This window comes from Pseudoalteromonas sp. 2CM39R, from assembly GCF_023161845.1.
Genome location: NZ_JALNTM010000010.1, coordinates 65,281 through 79,910, shown reverse-complemented (window position 1 = coordinate 79,910; position 14,630 = coordinate 65,281). Strand labels below are relative to the sequence as shown.

General features: G+C 41.8%; 14 protein-coding genes. 10 read left to right on the top strand and 4 right to left on the bottom strand.

Annotated elements, in window-relative coordinates; all coding sequences use genetic code 11:
- Positions 1 to 26: 26 nt before the first annotated feature.
- The 4 genes from MTF66_RS21495 to MTF66_RS21480 all read left to right on the top strand — a co-directional run bounded on the left by MTF66_RS21495 (position 27) and on the right by MTF66_RS21480 (position 4,895).
- Positions 27 to 2,354, top strand: coding sequence for a methyl-accepting chemotaxis protein (locus tag MTF66_RS21495; protein WP_248528613.1), 2,328 nt, complete (start codon positions 27 to 29; stop codon positions 2,352 to 2,354).
- A 65-nt stretch (positions 2,355 to 2,419) separates the two neighbouring features.
- Positions 2,420 to 3,238, top strand: a complete 819-nt coding sequence (locus MTF66_RS21490) for a protein-glutamate O-methyltransferase CheR (protein ID WP_058586142.1) — start codon at positions 2,420 to 2,422, stop codon at positions 3,236 to 3,238.
- A complete protein-coding gene (gene cheD / locus MTF66_RS21485; RefSeq protein WP_248528610.1) occupies positions 3,235 to 3,852 on the top strand; it encodes a chemoreceptor glutamine deamidase CheD in 618 nt (205 codons plus the stop codon). The genes MTF66_RS21490 and cheD overlap by 4 nt, the downstream gene beginning before the upstream one ends.
- 8 nt (positions 3,853 to 3,860) lie before the next feature.
- The gene (locus MTF66_RS21480; RefSeq protein ID WP_248528608.1) at positions 3,861 to 4,895 is read left to right on the top strand and encodes a chemotaxis response regulator protein-glutamate methylesterase; all 1,035 of its coding nucleotides are present in this window, start codon (positions 3,861 to 3,863) and stop codon (positions 4,893 to 4,895) included.
- Here MTF66_RS21480 and MTF66_RS21475 read toward each other — a convergent pair.
- A complete protein-coding gene (locus MTF66_RS21475) occupies positions 4,882 to 5,913 on the bottom strand; it encodes a polysaccharide deacetylase family protein (RefSeq protein ID WP_248528606.1) in 1,032 nt (343 codons plus the stop codon). The genes MTF66_RS21480 and MTF66_RS21475 overlap by 14 nt on opposite strands.
- Here MTF66_RS21475 and dinF point away from each other — a divergent pair.
- Positions 5,890 to 7,224, top strand: a complete 1,335-nt coding sequence (gene dinF / locus MTF66_RS21470; RefSeq protein WP_282454158.1) for an MATE family efflux transporter DinF — start codon at positions 5,890 to 5,892, stop codon at positions 7,222 to 7,224. The two genes, MTF66_RS21475 and dinF, sit on opposite strands and share 24 nt — an antisense overlap.
- A 1-nt stretch (position 7,225) precedes the next feature.
- Here dinF and MTF66_RS21465 read toward each other — a convergent pair whose 3' ends face one another.
- Both MTF66_RS21465 and nfuA read right to left on the bottom strand, forming a co-directional pair.
- A complete protein-coding gene (locus tag MTF66_RS21465) occupies positions 7,226 to 7,495 on the bottom strand; it encodes a hypothetical protein (RefSeq protein WP_054554438.1) in 270 nt (89 codons plus the stop codon).
- Between the two features lie 14 nt (positions 7,496 to 7,509).
- Positions 7,510 to 8,085, bottom strand: coding sequence for a Fe-S biogenesis protein NfuA (nfuA, locus tag MTF66_RS21460; RefSeq protein WP_054554437.1), 576 nt, complete (start codon positions 8,083 to 8,085; stop codon positions 7,510 to 7,512).
- Positions 8,086 to 8,229: 144 nt separating this feature from the next.
- Here nfuA and MTF66_RS21455 point away from each other — a divergent pair, with 144 nt between their 5' ends.
- Positions 8,230 to 10,782 carry a M14 metallopeptidase family protein gene (locus tag MTF66_RS21455; protein ID WP_248528604.1) on the top strand — a complete coding sequence of 851 codons (2,553 nt, stop codon included), beginning with the start codon at positions 8,230 to 8,232 and terminating at the stop codon, positions 10,780 to 10,782.
- A 6-nt stretch (positions 10,783 to 10,788) separates the two neighbouring features.
- On the opposite strand, the gene MTF66_RS21450 is transcribed toward MTF66_RS21455, so the two are convergent.
- Positions 10,789 to 11,505, bottom strand: a complete 717-nt coding sequence (locus tag MTF66_RS21450) for a ComF family protein (RefSeq protein WP_248528601.1) — start codon at positions 11,503 to 11,505, stop codon at positions 10,789 to 10,791.
- Between the two features lie 58 nt (positions 11,506 to 11,563).
- Here MTF66_RS21450 and bioH point away from each other — a divergent pair, with 58 nt between their 5' ends.
- From bioH to MTF66_RS21430, 4 genes are all read left to right on the top strand, one after another.
- Positions 11,564 to 12,301 carry a pimeloyl-ACP methyl ester esterase BioH gene (gene bioH, locus MTF66_RS21445; RefSeq protein ID WP_248528598.1) on the top strand — a complete coding sequence of 246 codons (738 nt, stop codon included), beginning with the start codon at positions 11,564 to 11,566 and terminating at the stop codon, positions 12,299 to 12,301.
- A gap of 101 nt (positions 12,302 to 12,402) precedes the next feature.
- A complete protein-coding gene (locus tag MTF66_RS21440) occupies positions 12,403 to 12,711 on the top strand; it encodes a hypothetical protein (RefSeq protein ID WP_054554434.1) in 309 nt (102 codons plus the stop codon).
- A 5-nt stretch (positions 12,712 to 12,716) separates the two neighbouring features.
- Positions 12,717 to 13,583: a putative metalloprotease CJM1_0395 family protein gene (locus MTF66_RS21435; protein ID WP_248528595.1), complete on the top strand. Its 867-nt coding sequence runs from the start codon at positions 12,717 to 12,719 to the stop codon at positions 13,581 to 13,583.
- Positions 13,584 to 13,802: 219 nt separating this feature from the next.
- Positions 13,803 to 14,534 carry a porin family protein gene (locus MTF66_RS21430; protein WP_248528592.1) on the top strand — a complete coding sequence of 244 codons (732 nt, stop codon included), beginning with the start codon at positions 13,803 to 13,805 and terminating at the stop codon, positions 14,532 to 14,534.
- Positions 14,535 to 14,630: the final 96 nt, after the last annotated feature.

Below are 14,630 nucleotides of genomic sequence, written 5' to 3'. Positions count from 1 at the left end.
GGTAGATTAACAAGAAGGTGAAGGGTATGGGATGGTTTAGCAGTCCTAAAAATGTTGAGTCGGAAAATGATTTAGTTATTGCGGCACTTAAAAAGTCGCAAGCGATGATTGAGTTTCAACCGTCGGGGCAGATCATAACTGCCAATGCTAATTTCTTAAACACCATGGGTTACCGACTCGAAGAAATCCAAGGGCAACACCACTCTATGTTTGTTGCTGAACAAGAGTCGCAAAGCCCAGAGTACCAACAGTTTTGGCAGCGATTACGCAGCGGTGAGTTCTTCACTGATGAATTTAAGCGTGTCGGTAAAAATGGCAAACAAGTTTGGATCCAAGGTACCTATAACCCAATTATTGATAGTAATGGTAATGTCACTAAAGTTATCAAATTTGCGACTGACATCACACCACAAAAAGAGCTTGAACGTCAGTCAAAACGTGATGCCGATTTATCAAATGCGCTGCGTGTTTGCCAAGCTAATGTGATGATTGCCGATAACGATTTAAAAATTATCTTTGTTAATGAGCAAGTAAAGCAAATGCTGCAAGCTCGCGAATCAACGTTACAAACTGTGCTGCCGAGCTTTTCAGTTGCTAACCTAATTGGAACCTGCGTTGATGATTTTCATAAACAACCGTCACACCAACGTGAGCTGCTAAAAACCTTATCTGAACCATACAAAACCACATTGCGTTTGGCGGGGCTTATTTTTAGCTTGATTGCGACTCCTTGGGTAAGCGCTTCGGGTAAGCGTTTAGGTACTATTGTTGAGTGGCAAGATATTACTGATAGTGTAAATAAAGCGGATGCTGAAAAGCGTGCAGCAGAAGAAAACTTGCGAGTACGCCGAGCACTTGATCGCGTGGCAACCAATACCATGATTGCAGATTCTGGTAACAACATTATTTACATGAACGAAGCCGTTCTGAACATGATGAAGGTTGCTGAAAGTGATTTACGTAAAGATTTACCTAACTTCAACAGTAATAATTTAATTGGTCAAAATATTGATGTATTCCATAAGAATCCAGCGCATCAACGTAATATGCTTGCTAAGTTAAGTGACACTTACAGCACTGAAATTCAAGTCGGCGGTCGTACTTTTGGTTTAGTCGCAAACCCTATTTTCACCCCAGACAATGAGCGTATTGGAACGGTTGTTGAGTGGGAAGATAGAACAGCTGAAGTCGCAATTGAAAAGGAAATTGCCGGCCTTGTTGCTGCAGCGGGTAAAGGTGATTTGCAAGCGCGTGTTGAAGAAGCGGGTAAACAAGGTTTCTTCTTACGTCTAGCACAGGGATTAAATAGCCTAGTTAGCATTGTTGATGATGCAGTAAAAGACACTGGCAATATGCTTGATGCTATGGCGAACGGTGACTTATCAAAACGTATTGAGCAAGACTACCAAGGTTCATTCGATAAGTTAAAACGTGATGCAAATGCCACAGCTGATAAGCTTACTGAAGTGATTAATCGCATTAATACCTCAGCAACCTTGGTTGCTAGTGGTGCAGAAGAAATCTCGCAAGGTAATGCTGATTTAAGTCAACGTACTGAAGAGCAGGCTTCATCACTTGAAGAAACAGCGTCAAGCATGGAAGAGATGACCAGTACAGTTCGTCAAAATGCTGATAATGCTAAAGAAGTAAATGAACTAGCTGAAGAAACACGTACTAAAGCACAAAAAGGTGGCGAAGTTGTAAATCGCGCTGTAATCAGTATGTCAGCAATTAATGAATCAAGTAAGAAGATTGCAGACATCATCAGTGTCATTGATGAAATTGCTTTCCAAACAAATCTACTTGCGCTGAATGCAGCTGTCGAAGCAGCACGAGCAGGTGAACAAGGCCGAGGTTTCGCGGTTGTTGCTGGTGAGGTTCGTAACTTAGCGCAACGTTCAGCTGCTGCTGCAAAAGAAATCAAAGAATTGATCCGAGACAGTGTTGGAAAAGTTGAGGATGGTACATTACTGGTTAATGAATCGGGTTCAACATTACAAGAAATTGTTACGGCGGTGCAAAGAGTTACAGCAATGATTTCTGATATTGCTCAAGCTTCTGAAGAGCAAAGCTCTGGTATTGAACAAGTTAATAAAGCCATTGCTCAAATGGATGAAATGACTCAGCAAAATGCTGCTTTAGTCGAAGAAGCCTCTGCCGCAGGTGAATCAATGGCTGAGCAAGCGAATGATATGAGCCGCTTATTAAACTTCTTCTCGTTATCAAATAACGAGATGGATATTACAAGCCGCGCAAGTTCAGCCCCTGCTCCTAAAACGCCAAGCTCACCTGTGCGTTCAGCGCCAAAAGGCAATAACTTTGTTGACCCTAGTGATGAGTGGGAAGAGTTTTAAAACTCTTCCCAACTAAATTCTAACTAGTTAATTGCATCTAATGTTACAGCTGCAGGGTCAGGCTCATGAAAGAGTTTTTATTAACGGATAGTGATTTTAAAGCTATTTCGTCACAAGTGTACGATGCTTGCGGCATTGTCTTAGCAGAACACAAACGCGAGATGGTTTACTCGCGTTTAGCAAGACGTATTCGCCAACATAAGCTTAAGAACTTTAAAGAATATTTAGATTTTCTTGAGGAGAATAAAGAGCAAGAGTTTAGTGAGTTTATTAATGCCATAACTACTAATCTGACTTCTTTCTTTCGTGAGCCACATCACTTTAGTTATCTAAAAAATACCATAGTCCCCAAACTGCTGATTAGTAATGCTAAACAAAAGCGTGTAAGGGTGTGGTCTGCTGGTTGCTCGACCGGCGAAGAGCCTTATACCATTGCTATGACTTTAAGCAGCCTATTTCCATCTGATTGGGATGTGAAAATCCTAGCTACTGACTTAGACTCAAATGTGCTCGCTAAAGCACAGGCTGGCACCTATACCGCTGCCAATGTGAATGGTTTAGACAAAAGCCAACTTAAGCGCTGGTTTCTAAAAAGCCATGACGGTCAGTTATATAAAGTAAAACCCGAACTACAAAAAAATATTTTCTTTAAACGTCTAAACTTATTACAAAGCTGGCCTATGAAAGGGCCGTTTGATGTTATTTTTTGTCGCAATGTAGTTATCTACTTCGATAAGCCGACGAAAGATACTCTATTTAAACGTTATTACGATTTGTTGACCGATTCAGGTCATTTATTCTTGGGGCATTCCGAAACACTGGGTAAGGACCACAAAGAGTTTAAGAATTTAGGCCAAACTATCTATCAAAAAGGTGGTCTATGAGTAGTCATTTTAAACCTGTATTGTCTGGTTTTGAGCACGTTAAACGGTTTTGGGATGGCAAGCGCCATAAAGTGGTTGCTAAAGTATTACCAGGCGAATTTTATGTGTCTAAGTCTGATGAGTTGATCACAACTGTGTTAGGTTCGTGTATTGCTGCATGCATTTACGATGAAGGCTTAGGTATTGGTGGTATGAATCATTTTATGCTGCCGGCGGAAAAAGGCGTTGATCCGAGCAACGCACATAGCCTTAATTGCCGTTATGGTAACTGGGCAATGGAATACTTGATAAATGAAATCCTAAAAAATGGCGGTTCTAGACGCAACCTCAAAGTAAAGCTGTTTGGCGGCGGGAAAATAATCCGCTCAATGACAGATATTGGTGTTGGCAACATTCGTTTTGCAAATGCCTATGTACTTGAGGAAGGTTTAGATTTAGTATCCCATGATGTTGGCGGGCCTTGGCCACGTAAGGTGATGTTTGATCCACAAACAGGCAAGGCGCAGGTTAAGAAAATGCGTGAATTGCATTCTGATAAGCTTGAAAAACGTGAAATTAAATACTTACACGATATTGAGCATCAAGATGCAGAAACGGATATTGAATTATTTTAGGAGAGCAAATGATCAAAGTACTCATAGTTGATGATTCTGCTTTGATCCGTGGTTTACTCAAGGAAGTGCTCGAGCAAGCGCAAGACATTCAGGTCGTTGGCGCGGCAGAAGACCCTTATCAAGCCCGAGATTTAATTAAGCGCCTTAATCCCGATGTCTTAACGCTTGATATCGAAATGCCGAAAATGGATGGGTTAAGTTTTTTAAAAAACTTGATGCGCCTTCGTCCTATGCCAGTTGTGATGATTTCTACACTGACTCAAAAAGGCTCACCAATCACACTGGAAGCCCTCGAAATTGGTGCCGTTGACTTTATTGCTAAGCCAACTATCAATGTCACTGAAAATCTGCAGCGTTATGCCCATTTATTACATCAAAAAGTACGTACTGCAGCTGGCGCTAGAGTGCGAGCTTTTAAAGAAACAAAAGTTGAAGACGACAGCTCTTTAACTGCATTGCAATTTAAGGCAAATAGCGTGCTTGCAATTGGTGCTTCAACAGGTGGTACAGAAGCAATTAAAGAAGTGCTTGTGCGCATGCCAGAAAGCTGCCCGCCGATTGTTATTACACAGCATATCCCTCCAGTATTTAGTACTTCGTTTGCGATGCGCATGGATAGAACGTGCAAAATCAACGTTAAAGAAGCTGAACATGGCGATAAGCTACAACCAGGCTGGGCGTATATTGCACCGGGCGATCAGCATTTGAGTGTAGTAAAAAAAGCAGGCGGTTTGTTTTGTCAGCTTGATTCAAGTGAGCTGGTTAATCGCCATCGTCCAGCGGTTGATGTGCTATTTAACTCCTTAGTCATGGCTTGCCCTAAAGCGACGGTAGCTGCGTTATTGACCGGTATGGGCAGCGATGGCGCCAAAGGCATGCTTGCATTAAATCAAGCTGGGGCTTACACCATAGCACAGGATGAATTGTCGTCAGTGGTATGGGGCATGCCTAAAGCCGCAGTAGAGCTTAATGCGGCTAATGAAGTGGTTCGCCTTGATAAGGTTGCAGCGCAAATGCTAAAACAAGCTGCTAAGGTACAATAACCCAAGGTTGAGAGAACCAGTAGTAACTGCCTTTTTTCGCGATAGAAGGGGCAGTGCAGTTAAAGCGAGAGCGGCCTTTTTTCAGTTTTTCAGGTGAGGTGATCTTCACCGTATCTTTACTAAGCCAAGTTAAGTCTGCTTGACCAATACCAGAGACATAACAAGCAAACTGACTTTTATGAAAGTCCTGCATATCAAATTGAATGCTTATACTTGGTGGGTTTTCGTTTGTAACGCTATCTGAATAGCTGAGCTGTTTGATTGTGAATGCTTGAGAGTCGAGTTTAGTGGCAAGCGTATCAAGCTTTGAATAAAAGCCCGATGCCGGAAAGCGTGGTAATCGGGTAAAGTCAGAATGGATACCTACAGCACCCGAATGCTGACCTATACCAACAAAGCCTAGCGATTTTACTAGTTGTTGCAATGAATTATTAAACTCACCATAAGGGTAAGCAAGGTATTTAAAATCATGGCCAATTTCTTCTTTAATGCGCTGCTGGGCAGATAAAATATCTTTTTTAGTACGTGCAAGCCATGATTCTTCACTCTCGCCAGACTGTTTGCGATGCAAGTAATTATGAACTTGTGTATGGTTGCTGATTAAGGCGCCTTTATTAGATAGCTCCTTTAACTGCTGCCATGTCATTACATAGCTTTTACCTTCATCAATTAGCTCGGGATTTACGAAAATTGTGTACGGATAGCCAAACTTCTCCAAGATAGGCGCTGCTTCTTCATAGTTATTTTTGTAGCCATCGTCGAAGGTAATCGCGACAGTTTTATCAGTTAGCGGTTGGCCTGCTTGTAACGAGGTGATGAGTTCATCTAGTGGAATAACGTTGAAGTTATTATCTTTTAAATATTGCATGTGTTCAGTGAATGTTTCGCTGCTGACACTGGTTACCGCAGGAAGGCTTTCACTGACGTGGTGATACTGTAGAATGACTGCGCCATGGGCACGCAAAGATAAACCTAACAGGACTGCAAATACTAAATGAAACATTTTCTTAAACGTCATAAGGCACACCATAAAAGTTTACTGTTATTAGCCGGTCCGATGATTTTATCAAATATTACCGTGCCAATGTTAGGTTTAGTTGATACTGCTGTAATCGGCCACTTAGGAAGCGCTCACTATTTAGCTGGTATAGCGCTCGGTTCAGCAGTTATCTCGTTATTGTTTTGGCTAGCAGGCTTTTTGCGCATGAGCACCACAGGATTAGTTGCACAGGCTTATGGTAAAAGCGATCACACCTTACTCGCTGAGCTATTAAAGCGCAGCTTGTTACTAGCAACAGCGGTTGCGCTGTTATTAATAGCGCTGAGTATACCTATACAATCCTTAATGGCATATTTATCAAATGCTAATGAAGCTGTTTTAGAACAAGCAAATAGCTATTTTTCGATTCGTATTTTTAGTGCACCAGCTGCTTTGTGTAATTTGGTTTTACTTGGTTGGATGTTAGGTGTTCATTATGGTCGAGGACCGTTTTATTTATTACTTATCACCAATATAACCAATATTGTGCTCGATATTTATTTTGTGGTGTTTCTTGATTGGGGTGTAGCTGGAGCTGCGTGGGCATCTTTAATCGCTGATTATATCGCCCTTGCTTTTGCACTTATGTTAGTTGCACAGCTTGCTAAAAAGCAGGGGGTTAATCTTGCTGTGAAAGCGTGGTTAAGTGTTGCTAAGTTACTTGATTTAGTGAGCTTAAATCGCGATATTTTTATTCGCTCACTAGCACTCCAGCTATGTTTTAGCTTTATGACTTTTTATGGCGCACGTATCGGCGAAACAACCTTAGCGGCTAATGCCGTATTGCTAAACTTTTTAATGTTGGTGAGCTTTGCGCTTGATGGTATTGCTTATGCCAGTGAGGCAAAGGTCGGTAAAGCGAAAGGTGAGTACAGTACTAAGCAGATTAAGTTATGGGTTAATTTGAGCTTGTTTTGGGGCGGGTTATTTGCACTGTTTTATAGCCTTATATTTTTATTATTTGGTGAGGCAATTATTCGCTTACTTACCGATGTGCCCGAAGTTATCAGTCTTGCAACGGTTTATCTACCTTGGGTGATTATATTGCCTATCGCGGCGATGGGCTGCTTCTTATTTGATGGCGTATTTGTCGGTTTAACCCGTGCTAAAGACATGCGTAATACTATGCTATTTAGTGCTCTAGTGGGCTTTTTTGGACTGTTTTGGGTAGTGAGCAGCTGGCAAAATCATGGTTTATGGTTTGCGATGACCAGCTTTATGCTAATGCGTGGGTTAACGCTGTGGTTTCGCTATCGTAAAATTGTCAACAATCAGCAATTATTAGATTAAATTACTTCCACAAATCAGGGTCGTGATTTTTGGGAGACGAGCGCTCTAAAACTTGCGCAAAACGGTTGGCAAAAATACCTAAGTAGCCCCAACCAGCAAAGAATAAAGCCACTGCTAGTATGACTAGGCCAATTAATTGAAATAGTGCGGGCCCATAGTAACCTATGGCAATAAAAATCACGGCTAGCACAAACAGTGCTAGGCCGCGAAGAAAGCGTTTTAAGCTTAACTTGGGGTCGCTACCTAAGCGAAATACCCATTTTTTAAGCATGCTTTATATACCGGTTAGTAGTAAGAGTGCTCACCAGATTGGTGATCAGTAATGTCTCTTACACCGTTGATTTCGTCAAACTTGGCGATCATTTCTTTCTCGATGCCTTCTTTTAGTGTGACATCAATCATTGAACAACCGTTACAGCCACCACCAAATTGCAGTACCGCGATACCGTCAGCAGTAATTTCTACTAGGCTAACTTGGCCGCCGTGGTTAGCGAGCTGTGGATTCACTTCAGTTTCAAGCATATGTTGAACACGTTCTTGCAGTGATGCATCGTCGCTAAGTTTACGTGCTTTTGCATTTGGTGCTTTAAGCGTTAACTGGGTACCCATTTTGTCAGTTACAAAATCGATTTCAGCTTCTTCTAAGAAAGGGGCGCTTTCTGCATCAACAACGGCATCAAAACCATTGAATGGTAGACGAATATCAGTCGCTTCAACGGCGTCTTCTGGGCAGTAAGAAACACCACACTCAGCCTGCGAAGTACCTGGGTTTACTACAAACACGCGAATGTTTGTTTGTTCAGCTTGGTCTGCTAAAAGTTTAGCAAAATGAGATTGTGCAGATTCAGAAATAGAGATCATAAAATGGACTATACTTGACTAAATTACTCGGATACTGTGTATCATACTCCGCTCATCGTGTTGTCGCCAGTGTTGAGCGTAAAAAGTTGCATCTATTTTATCGAATGGTAGCGTTAAAACATCAAATAATTACGGGTGCTATCTATGCGTTTCATAATAACAATATTAACCATGCTAGTGAGCGTCAGCGCATTAGCAAAACCTCTTTCTTATTACTTTGAACAAGATGTGAAATTTGACCCAAGTATTCCGACTCCTGAGCAGGTGTTAGGCTACGAAGTGGGTGAGTGGCATGTACGTCACGATCAACTTGTGCAATACATGCAAATTCTTGCTGAAAAAAGTGACCGAATGAATTTTAAAGTAATCGGTCGCACTCATGAACAGCGTCCACTGGTGATGCTCACGGTTACAGCGTCAGACAAACTTGGCCAAGTTGAGCAAATCCGCAAGGCGCATTTGGCTCGCCTAAATGGTGAAGCGAGTGACTCAAGCAAACAGCCTGCGGTTGTTTGGATGGGTTACAGTGTTCACGGTAATGAATCATCAGGCAGCAACGCATCGCTTCTCGTTGCGTATTACCTTGCAGCCGCACAGGGCCCAGAAATCGATGCCTTACTTAACAACACGGTTATTTTACTCGACCCATCATTAAACCCAGATGGCTTAGCACGTTTTGCTAATTGGGCAAACAGCAACCGTGGCATGAAATTGTCATCAGATCCACAAACTCGCGAGCATATTGAAAGTTGGCCAAGTAGCCGTACTAACCATTACTTGTTTGATTTAAACCGTGACTGGTTGTTACTGCAGCACCCTGAATCACGTGCACGTATTGCACAGTTTCACCAATGGAAGCCGAATATCCTAACTGACTTCCATGAGATGGGGCCAAACAGCACTTACTTTTTCCAACCAGGGATCCCAACTCGTAAGCACCCAATTACGCCAGAAAAAAATGTCACGCTGACTAAAGCCATTGCAAACTATCATGCAAAGACACTTGATGAGCACAATGCACTTTACTTCACTGAAGAAAGCTTTGATGACTTTTACTATGGTAAAGGCTCAACTTACCCAGACGTAAATGGCGGTGTAGGCATCTTATTTGAACAAGCGAGCTCGCGTGGTCACTTACAAGAAACTATCAACGGTCCGTTAAGCTTCCCGTTTACGATTAAAAATCAGTTATTAACTAGCTTATCGACGTTCCAAGCGGCGATTGATAACCGTACAGACTTACTTGATTATCAAGCAAAATTTTACAACAAAGCAGTTGATCTTGCTGGTGATGAAGACTTTAAAGGGTATGTGGTTAAAGGCGGCGCTGATCAAAGCCGCATGCAATACTTCCTTGATTTACTTAGACAACACCAAATCAATGCGTACATGTTAGAAGAGCCGTTAAAAGTAAACGGGCAAAGCTTTTCTGAGCAGAGCTATTATGTGCCATTAGCACAGCCACAATTTCGTTTAATTAAAGCGATTTTCAGTGAGCAACAGCGTTTTGTTGATAATACCTTTTATGATGTATCTGGTTGGACACTTGCTCATGCCTTTAATTTAGAATTTGCAAAGGTAAGCAGCAACTGGGGCTTAAATGTGGCAAAAATGCCTTGGCAGCAAAGTGTTAAGTCAAGCTTTGCAGCATTACCGCAAAGCTATGCTTACGCATTTAAATGGGATGATTACCTAGCGCCAAAAATGCTTAATAGCTTACTTGAACAAGGTGTGAAAGCACGCGTGGCATTAAGCCCACTTACAGCAAAAACACCATCAGGTGAAATAGCGTTTGAACCAGGTAGTATTCTTGTTCCTGCTGGTCTGCAAACTGATAGCAACTGGGTTAGCTATTTAAACCAAGCACAGAATGAGTTTGGTATTGAAATTACGCCAATTAGCTCGGGCCTAACGGTTAAAGGTGCTGATTTAGGTTCTCGTGCAATGGCGGTTGTGAAAGCACCTAAAGTATTGCTAGTGGGTGGTCAAGGAACTAGCCAGTATGAGCTTGGTGAAGTGTGGTATTACTTAGATCGTTTTGTTGGTACCGCGCCAAGCATTATCGAAATGGAGCGCTTAGGTAGGGTAGACCTTGAAAACTACAGCCATATTATTTTAGCGCACGGAAATTTCAATCGTCTTGACGATGCGACTAAAGTGGCTATTAAGTCGTGGGTTCGTAAAGGCGGTGTTATTTGGGGTCACAAAGGTGGTGCCAAGTTCTTAGCTGATCAGCAGCTACTAAAAGCTAATTACTTATCTCGTCGTGATGTAGCGAGTGCCTTTGATACAACAGGGCTTACTTATGCTGATAAAGATGACTTAGCAGGTCGTCAGCGTATTGCTGGTGCAATTTTTAATACCTCAGTGGATTTATCTCACCCACTTACGTATTCGCTGAACCGTAATACATTACCTGTATTTAAGAATAGCACTTGGCTACTTGAGAAGTCAGATGCCCCATTTGTTAATGTGCTTACTTACACAGATAAGCCGCTTTTAGCTGGCTTTACTGATGACGTAAACGTAGAGCAAGTAGCGGGTGCTGCAGGTCTCATTGCGCATTCATACGGCAAAGGCAGTGTAATAGGTATGACAGATAACCCTGTGTTCCGTGGTTACTGGTACGGCACGAGCCGATTACTAAGCAATGCTTTATTTTTTGGTAATGCCTTTCATGCCTCAGGTGATAAGTAATCACAATTAATCATAATGCAGGTTGCCTAACCCTGTTAGGCACGTGAGCATAGCCCATACTTGCTTTGCTCCTGCATTTTTTATGGCTTCTGTCGCAGCATTTATGGTTGCGCCAGAAGTCATCACATCATCAATAATTGCCACGGTTTTTCCAGTTAAATCTTGCTGACAAACAAACGCATTTTGTAGGTTTTTAACTCTCTTCGCTTTACTTAACTGTGATTGCGCTTTGGTTGCTTTTTGCTTGTAAAGAGCTGGGCTAACAGTCCATTGCTGGTTTTTTAAAACAGGCAGCCAAGTTTGGCTTACCTGATTAAAGCCGCGAGCTAAAAAGCGCTGATTATGCAGAGGTAGCACAATAAAAAGATCGGGCCAATTTGTATTTACTTGATGAGCTAATTGCAGCTGCCTCTGTATTACTTGTTGTAGCGCCACACGAAAATACTGCTGGTCATTAAATTTCAATTGCTTGAGCCAAAGTTTAAAAGGTGCTTGATACCAAGCACAGGCAATTAAATGATCAAAATTACTATCAGGAAATGCATCACATATATCTGGTCGGTGTAACAGATTTGGATGGCGTGTAAGGTCAAATAAATTAAGGTCATCTAAGCAATACTGACACAAAGCTTGATCAGCCTGTATGTGATTCTGGCAGCTAATGCAAAAGTTGGGGAAGAGTGCGTCTAGCCCTAGTTTTAAGGCATGAGGTAAGTGAGACATTGCATTCATTCCTTTAAACGCTATTATGAGCGCTAAGTGTGGTTGGGAAATACAAATTATGCAAAATGAGATGGTGCTATTACATGGCTGGGGAATGAACCAAGGGGTTTGGCAAGTGATCAAACCTGAGCTTGAGTTTTTTCATGATGGTGAAGTCCGTTGTCTCGATTTACCTGGCTTTGGTAACGCACAGTCTATTCCCACACCTTACACTTTGCACGCTGCAGCTGAGCAACTAAGTACACAGCTAAGTGAAAAGTCAACTCTTGTTGGCTGGTCGTTGGGCGGGCTTTTTGCTTTGTATATTGCAGCACATTGGCCTGACAAAGTAGCAAAGGTTGTGTTGGTTGCCTCAACGCCTTTTTTTGCGCAAACCGACGAATGGCCAGGTATTAAACCTGACGTATTGAACGCATTTAAAGATCAGCTAGTTAGTCACAGAGAAAAAACGATAGAACGGTTTTTGGCGATACAAGCGATGGGCAGTGAATCAGCACGGGATGATATTAAGCAATTAAAAGCACTTTTAAACCAATACCCAGCGCCTCAAGAGCAAGCTTTAAGTGCGGGCTTAGACATTTTACAGCAGGATGATTTACGGGAACTATTCGCTAACCTTAGCGTACCTGTGCGTGGTATTTTCGGTCGCTTAGATTCATTAGTTCCTTATCGCGCGATTGAAAAAATGCATGCCTTACAACCTCAGTTTGAATATGAAGTTTTAGATAAGGCCTCACACGCGCCTTTTATTTCTCATAAAGCGTCATTTATATCAGCACTGAAATCAATGTGTTAAGCAAAACTCGCTGAGAGGCCAGAAAAATAGCGGGATTTAGCTTTATTTTGCTCGTTTTATGAGCGATACTTAACGGATAGATCTCACTGTTGGAGGGTGTTATGCCAATCAGTTCTGTTTTTAATAATGCGGTAGAAGGTTATAACCGTGCAAGCCAAGGTATCGAAAAGGCGAGCGCTGAGATTAGCCGTGCCTCAATTGATCAGCAAGATGATGCCCAATTAGCTCAACAACGCCAATTACAAGCGGCAACTCCAAATGAAGCTGTAACTCCGCCAGTTTCACAACCTGCCCCAATCGATGAGTCGCTTGTTAACTTAAAAGTTGAAGAGTTTAATGCAAAAGCCAATATCAACACGATTCAAACTGCTGATGAAGTGCTGGGTACATTAATAGATATTAAAGTTTAGTACTTATGAATATCGTCACTCCGTTTCCTTCGATTAATATCAACACAGCGAATGTGCACACTGAAAGTGCTCGCCGTGATAATCAGTTACGTGAAGTGATCCCACCTCCTGCTGCTACCAAGCCGAGTAACGCAGAAAACAAAACCCTGAATGATGGCGACAAAACCAAGCAGCCTGGTTCTGAAGCTGGTACTTATGATGCTAAAGGTCGTCTAGCTGAAGATAAGGTGATTGAAGAACGCCAGCAAGGTAGCGAACAAGGCGAGCCTGAACAATCAGAGCAAGAACAGCAAGAAGCTAAACAAGAGCAGCAAAAAGAGCAAAAGATTGCTGAGCAAGAGCAACAAGACGCTGAGCAAATTAAAGAGCTAAAAGCCCGAGATACCGAAGTGCGTATTCATGAACAAGCGCATGCGACGGTTGGAGGGCAATATGCAGGCTCGCCAAGCTATGAGTATCAACGCGGCCCTGATGGTACAAACTATGCCGTGGGCGGCGAGGTGCAAATTGACGTTGCTGAAATCAAAGGCGACCCAAAAGCTACAATCGAAAAAATGCAGACGGTGCGTGCAGCTGCGCTTGCACCACAAGAGCCTTCAAGTGCTGATCGCTCAATTGCTGCCGATGCCACACAAAAGCTTATGGCAGCGCAAGCTGAGCTTGCCAGTCAATCAGCTGATGTCGATGCTGACTCAGGCAAATCGACTTTCAAAATAAACAGTGAGTATGCCGAAGATAGCGCTACTCAAACCAGCGAAACTAAAACAGCCAAGCGTGATGTAGAAGTAGACGAGCGTGCCTCACGTATTGCTAATTATTATCAAGCAGCAACTTCTCCAGCTAATCAAAATCAGTTCTCTGCCTTTATTTAAGCTCCTATTATTGCACATTATTAATTAATCATTTTGGTGGATTAAACCTGTCGTAAGCGAGGGTTTTATTGCCTAAAAATAGCTCAATTAATTAAGTTTTTAATCGAATTTTTATAACAGTTTCTTACATTTAGCCTACTAAAATTAATATTGTTTCTATTGCGGGTCCTTACTCGCTTTGGTAGATTGTCCACGATTTATAATTAGGATGATTAAACAATGAAATACACTCTTCTTGCTTGCGCATTATCACTTGCTTCTACCGCTGTCATGGCAGAAAACACCTCGCCTCTAAGCTATGACTTTGTTGAAGCAGGATATAAAAAGACAGAAATTGATGGCTTAGATGAGCGATCTCTTAAAGGCTATGGCTTTAATTTCAGTAAGCAGTTTGCTGAAAATTGGTATGTTACAGGTCATTATTCAATTTTAAATGATGATGTGACTGCAACGAATGAATTCAATGGCTCAGGTGTTTACGATAGCAATAATAATTATTTAGGTGATACTGTCATAGCTTATACTTTCGATTATGATGTTGATATGACGCGTTACGAAATAGGTTTAGGTTATATTTATTCGCTATCCGATCGCACTAAAGTTGATTTTTCAGCAAAGATTGGCCAGTTAAAGAGAGAAATTGACCTTAATGTTAAAGAAGTTGTCTCATACCAAGATCAAGTTTTTAATAGCTTTTCAGAGAACCACTCAAATTCAGAAACCGCAGATATTTTGTCTGCTAACGCGCAAATCAGACATCTATTAACTGATTCATTTGAGATCAACGCTGGCGTTGGCTACGAGCGTTTGCACGACGAAGAGAGCGAAAATAATGCTGTATTTCATGTAGGTGCAAACTATGCCTTCACACCAGCTTGGCTTGTCAGCGCAAGCTATCGTGATGCAAATGATTACTCAGATCTTGCATTGTCGGTTCGTTATAACTTCTAATTTTTTAGCAGCTAGGGATGACTTTCCCTAGCTGTTTTCACTCCTCATTTTGTTTCTGTAATCGTATTTTTGTACAAAACGCTACATTTTGTGTAA

What these genes read in the sequence shown, in the direction of transcription:
- MTF66_RS21495 (WP_248528613.1), top strand. Translation starts at nt 27, where the DNA reads ATGGGATGGTTTAGCAGTCCTAAAAATGTTGAGTCGGAAAATGATTTA.
- MTF66_RS21490 (WP_058586142.1), top strand. Translation starts at nt 2,420, where the DNA reads ATGAAAGAGTTTTTATTAACGGATAGTGATTTTAAAGCTATTTCGTCA.
- cheD (WP_248528610.1), top strand. Translation starts at nt 3,235, where the DNA reads ATGAGTAGTCATTTTAAACCTGTATTGTCTGGTTTTGAGCACGTTAAA.
- MTF66_RS21480 (WP_248528608.1), top strand. Translation starts at nt 3,861, where the DNA reads ATGATCAAAGTACTCATAGTTGATGATTCTGCTTTGATCCGTGGTTTA.
- dinF (WP_282454158.1), top strand. Translation starts at nt 5,890, where the DNA reads ATGAAACATTTTCTTAAACGTCATAAGGCACACCATAAAAGTTTACTG.
- MTF66_RS21475 (WP_248528606.1), bottom strand. Translation starts at nt 5,913, where the DNA reads ATGACGTTTAAGAAAATGTTTCATTTAGTATTTGCAGTCCTGTTAGGT.
- MTF66_RS21465 (WP_054554438.1), bottom strand. Translation starts at nt 7,495, where the DNA reads ATGCTTAAAAAATGGGTATTTCGCTTAGGTAGCGACCCCAAGTTAAGC.
- nfuA (WP_054554437.1), bottom strand. Translation starts at nt 8,085, where the DNA reads ATGATCTCTATTTCTGAATCTGCACAATCTCATTTTGCTAAACTTTTA.
- MTF66_RS21455 (WP_248528604.1), top strand. Translation starts at nt 8,230, where the DNA reads ATGCGTTTCATAATAACAATATTAACCATGCTAGTGAGCGTCAGCGCA.
- MTF66_RS21450 (WP_248528601.1), bottom strand. Translation starts at nt 11,505, where the DNA reads ATGTCTCACTTACCTCATGCCTTAAAACTAGGGCTAGACGCACTCTTC.
- bioH (WP_248528598.1), top strand. Translation starts at nt 11,564, where the DNA reads ATGCAAAATGAGATGGTGCTATTACATGGCTGGGGAATGAACCAAGGG.
- MTF66_RS21440 (WP_054554434.1), top strand. Translation starts at nt 12,403, where the DNA reads ATGCCAATCAGTTCTGTTTTTAATAATGCGGTAGAAGGTTATAACCGT.
- MTF66_RS21435 (WP_248528595.1), top strand. Translation starts at nt 12,717, where the DNA reads ATGAATATCGTCACTCCGTTTCCTTCGATTAATATCAACACAGCGAAT.
- MTF66_RS21430 (WP_248528592.1), top strand. Translation starts at nt 13,803, where the DNA reads ATGAAATACACTCTTCTTGCTTGCGCATTATCACTTGCTTCTACCGCT.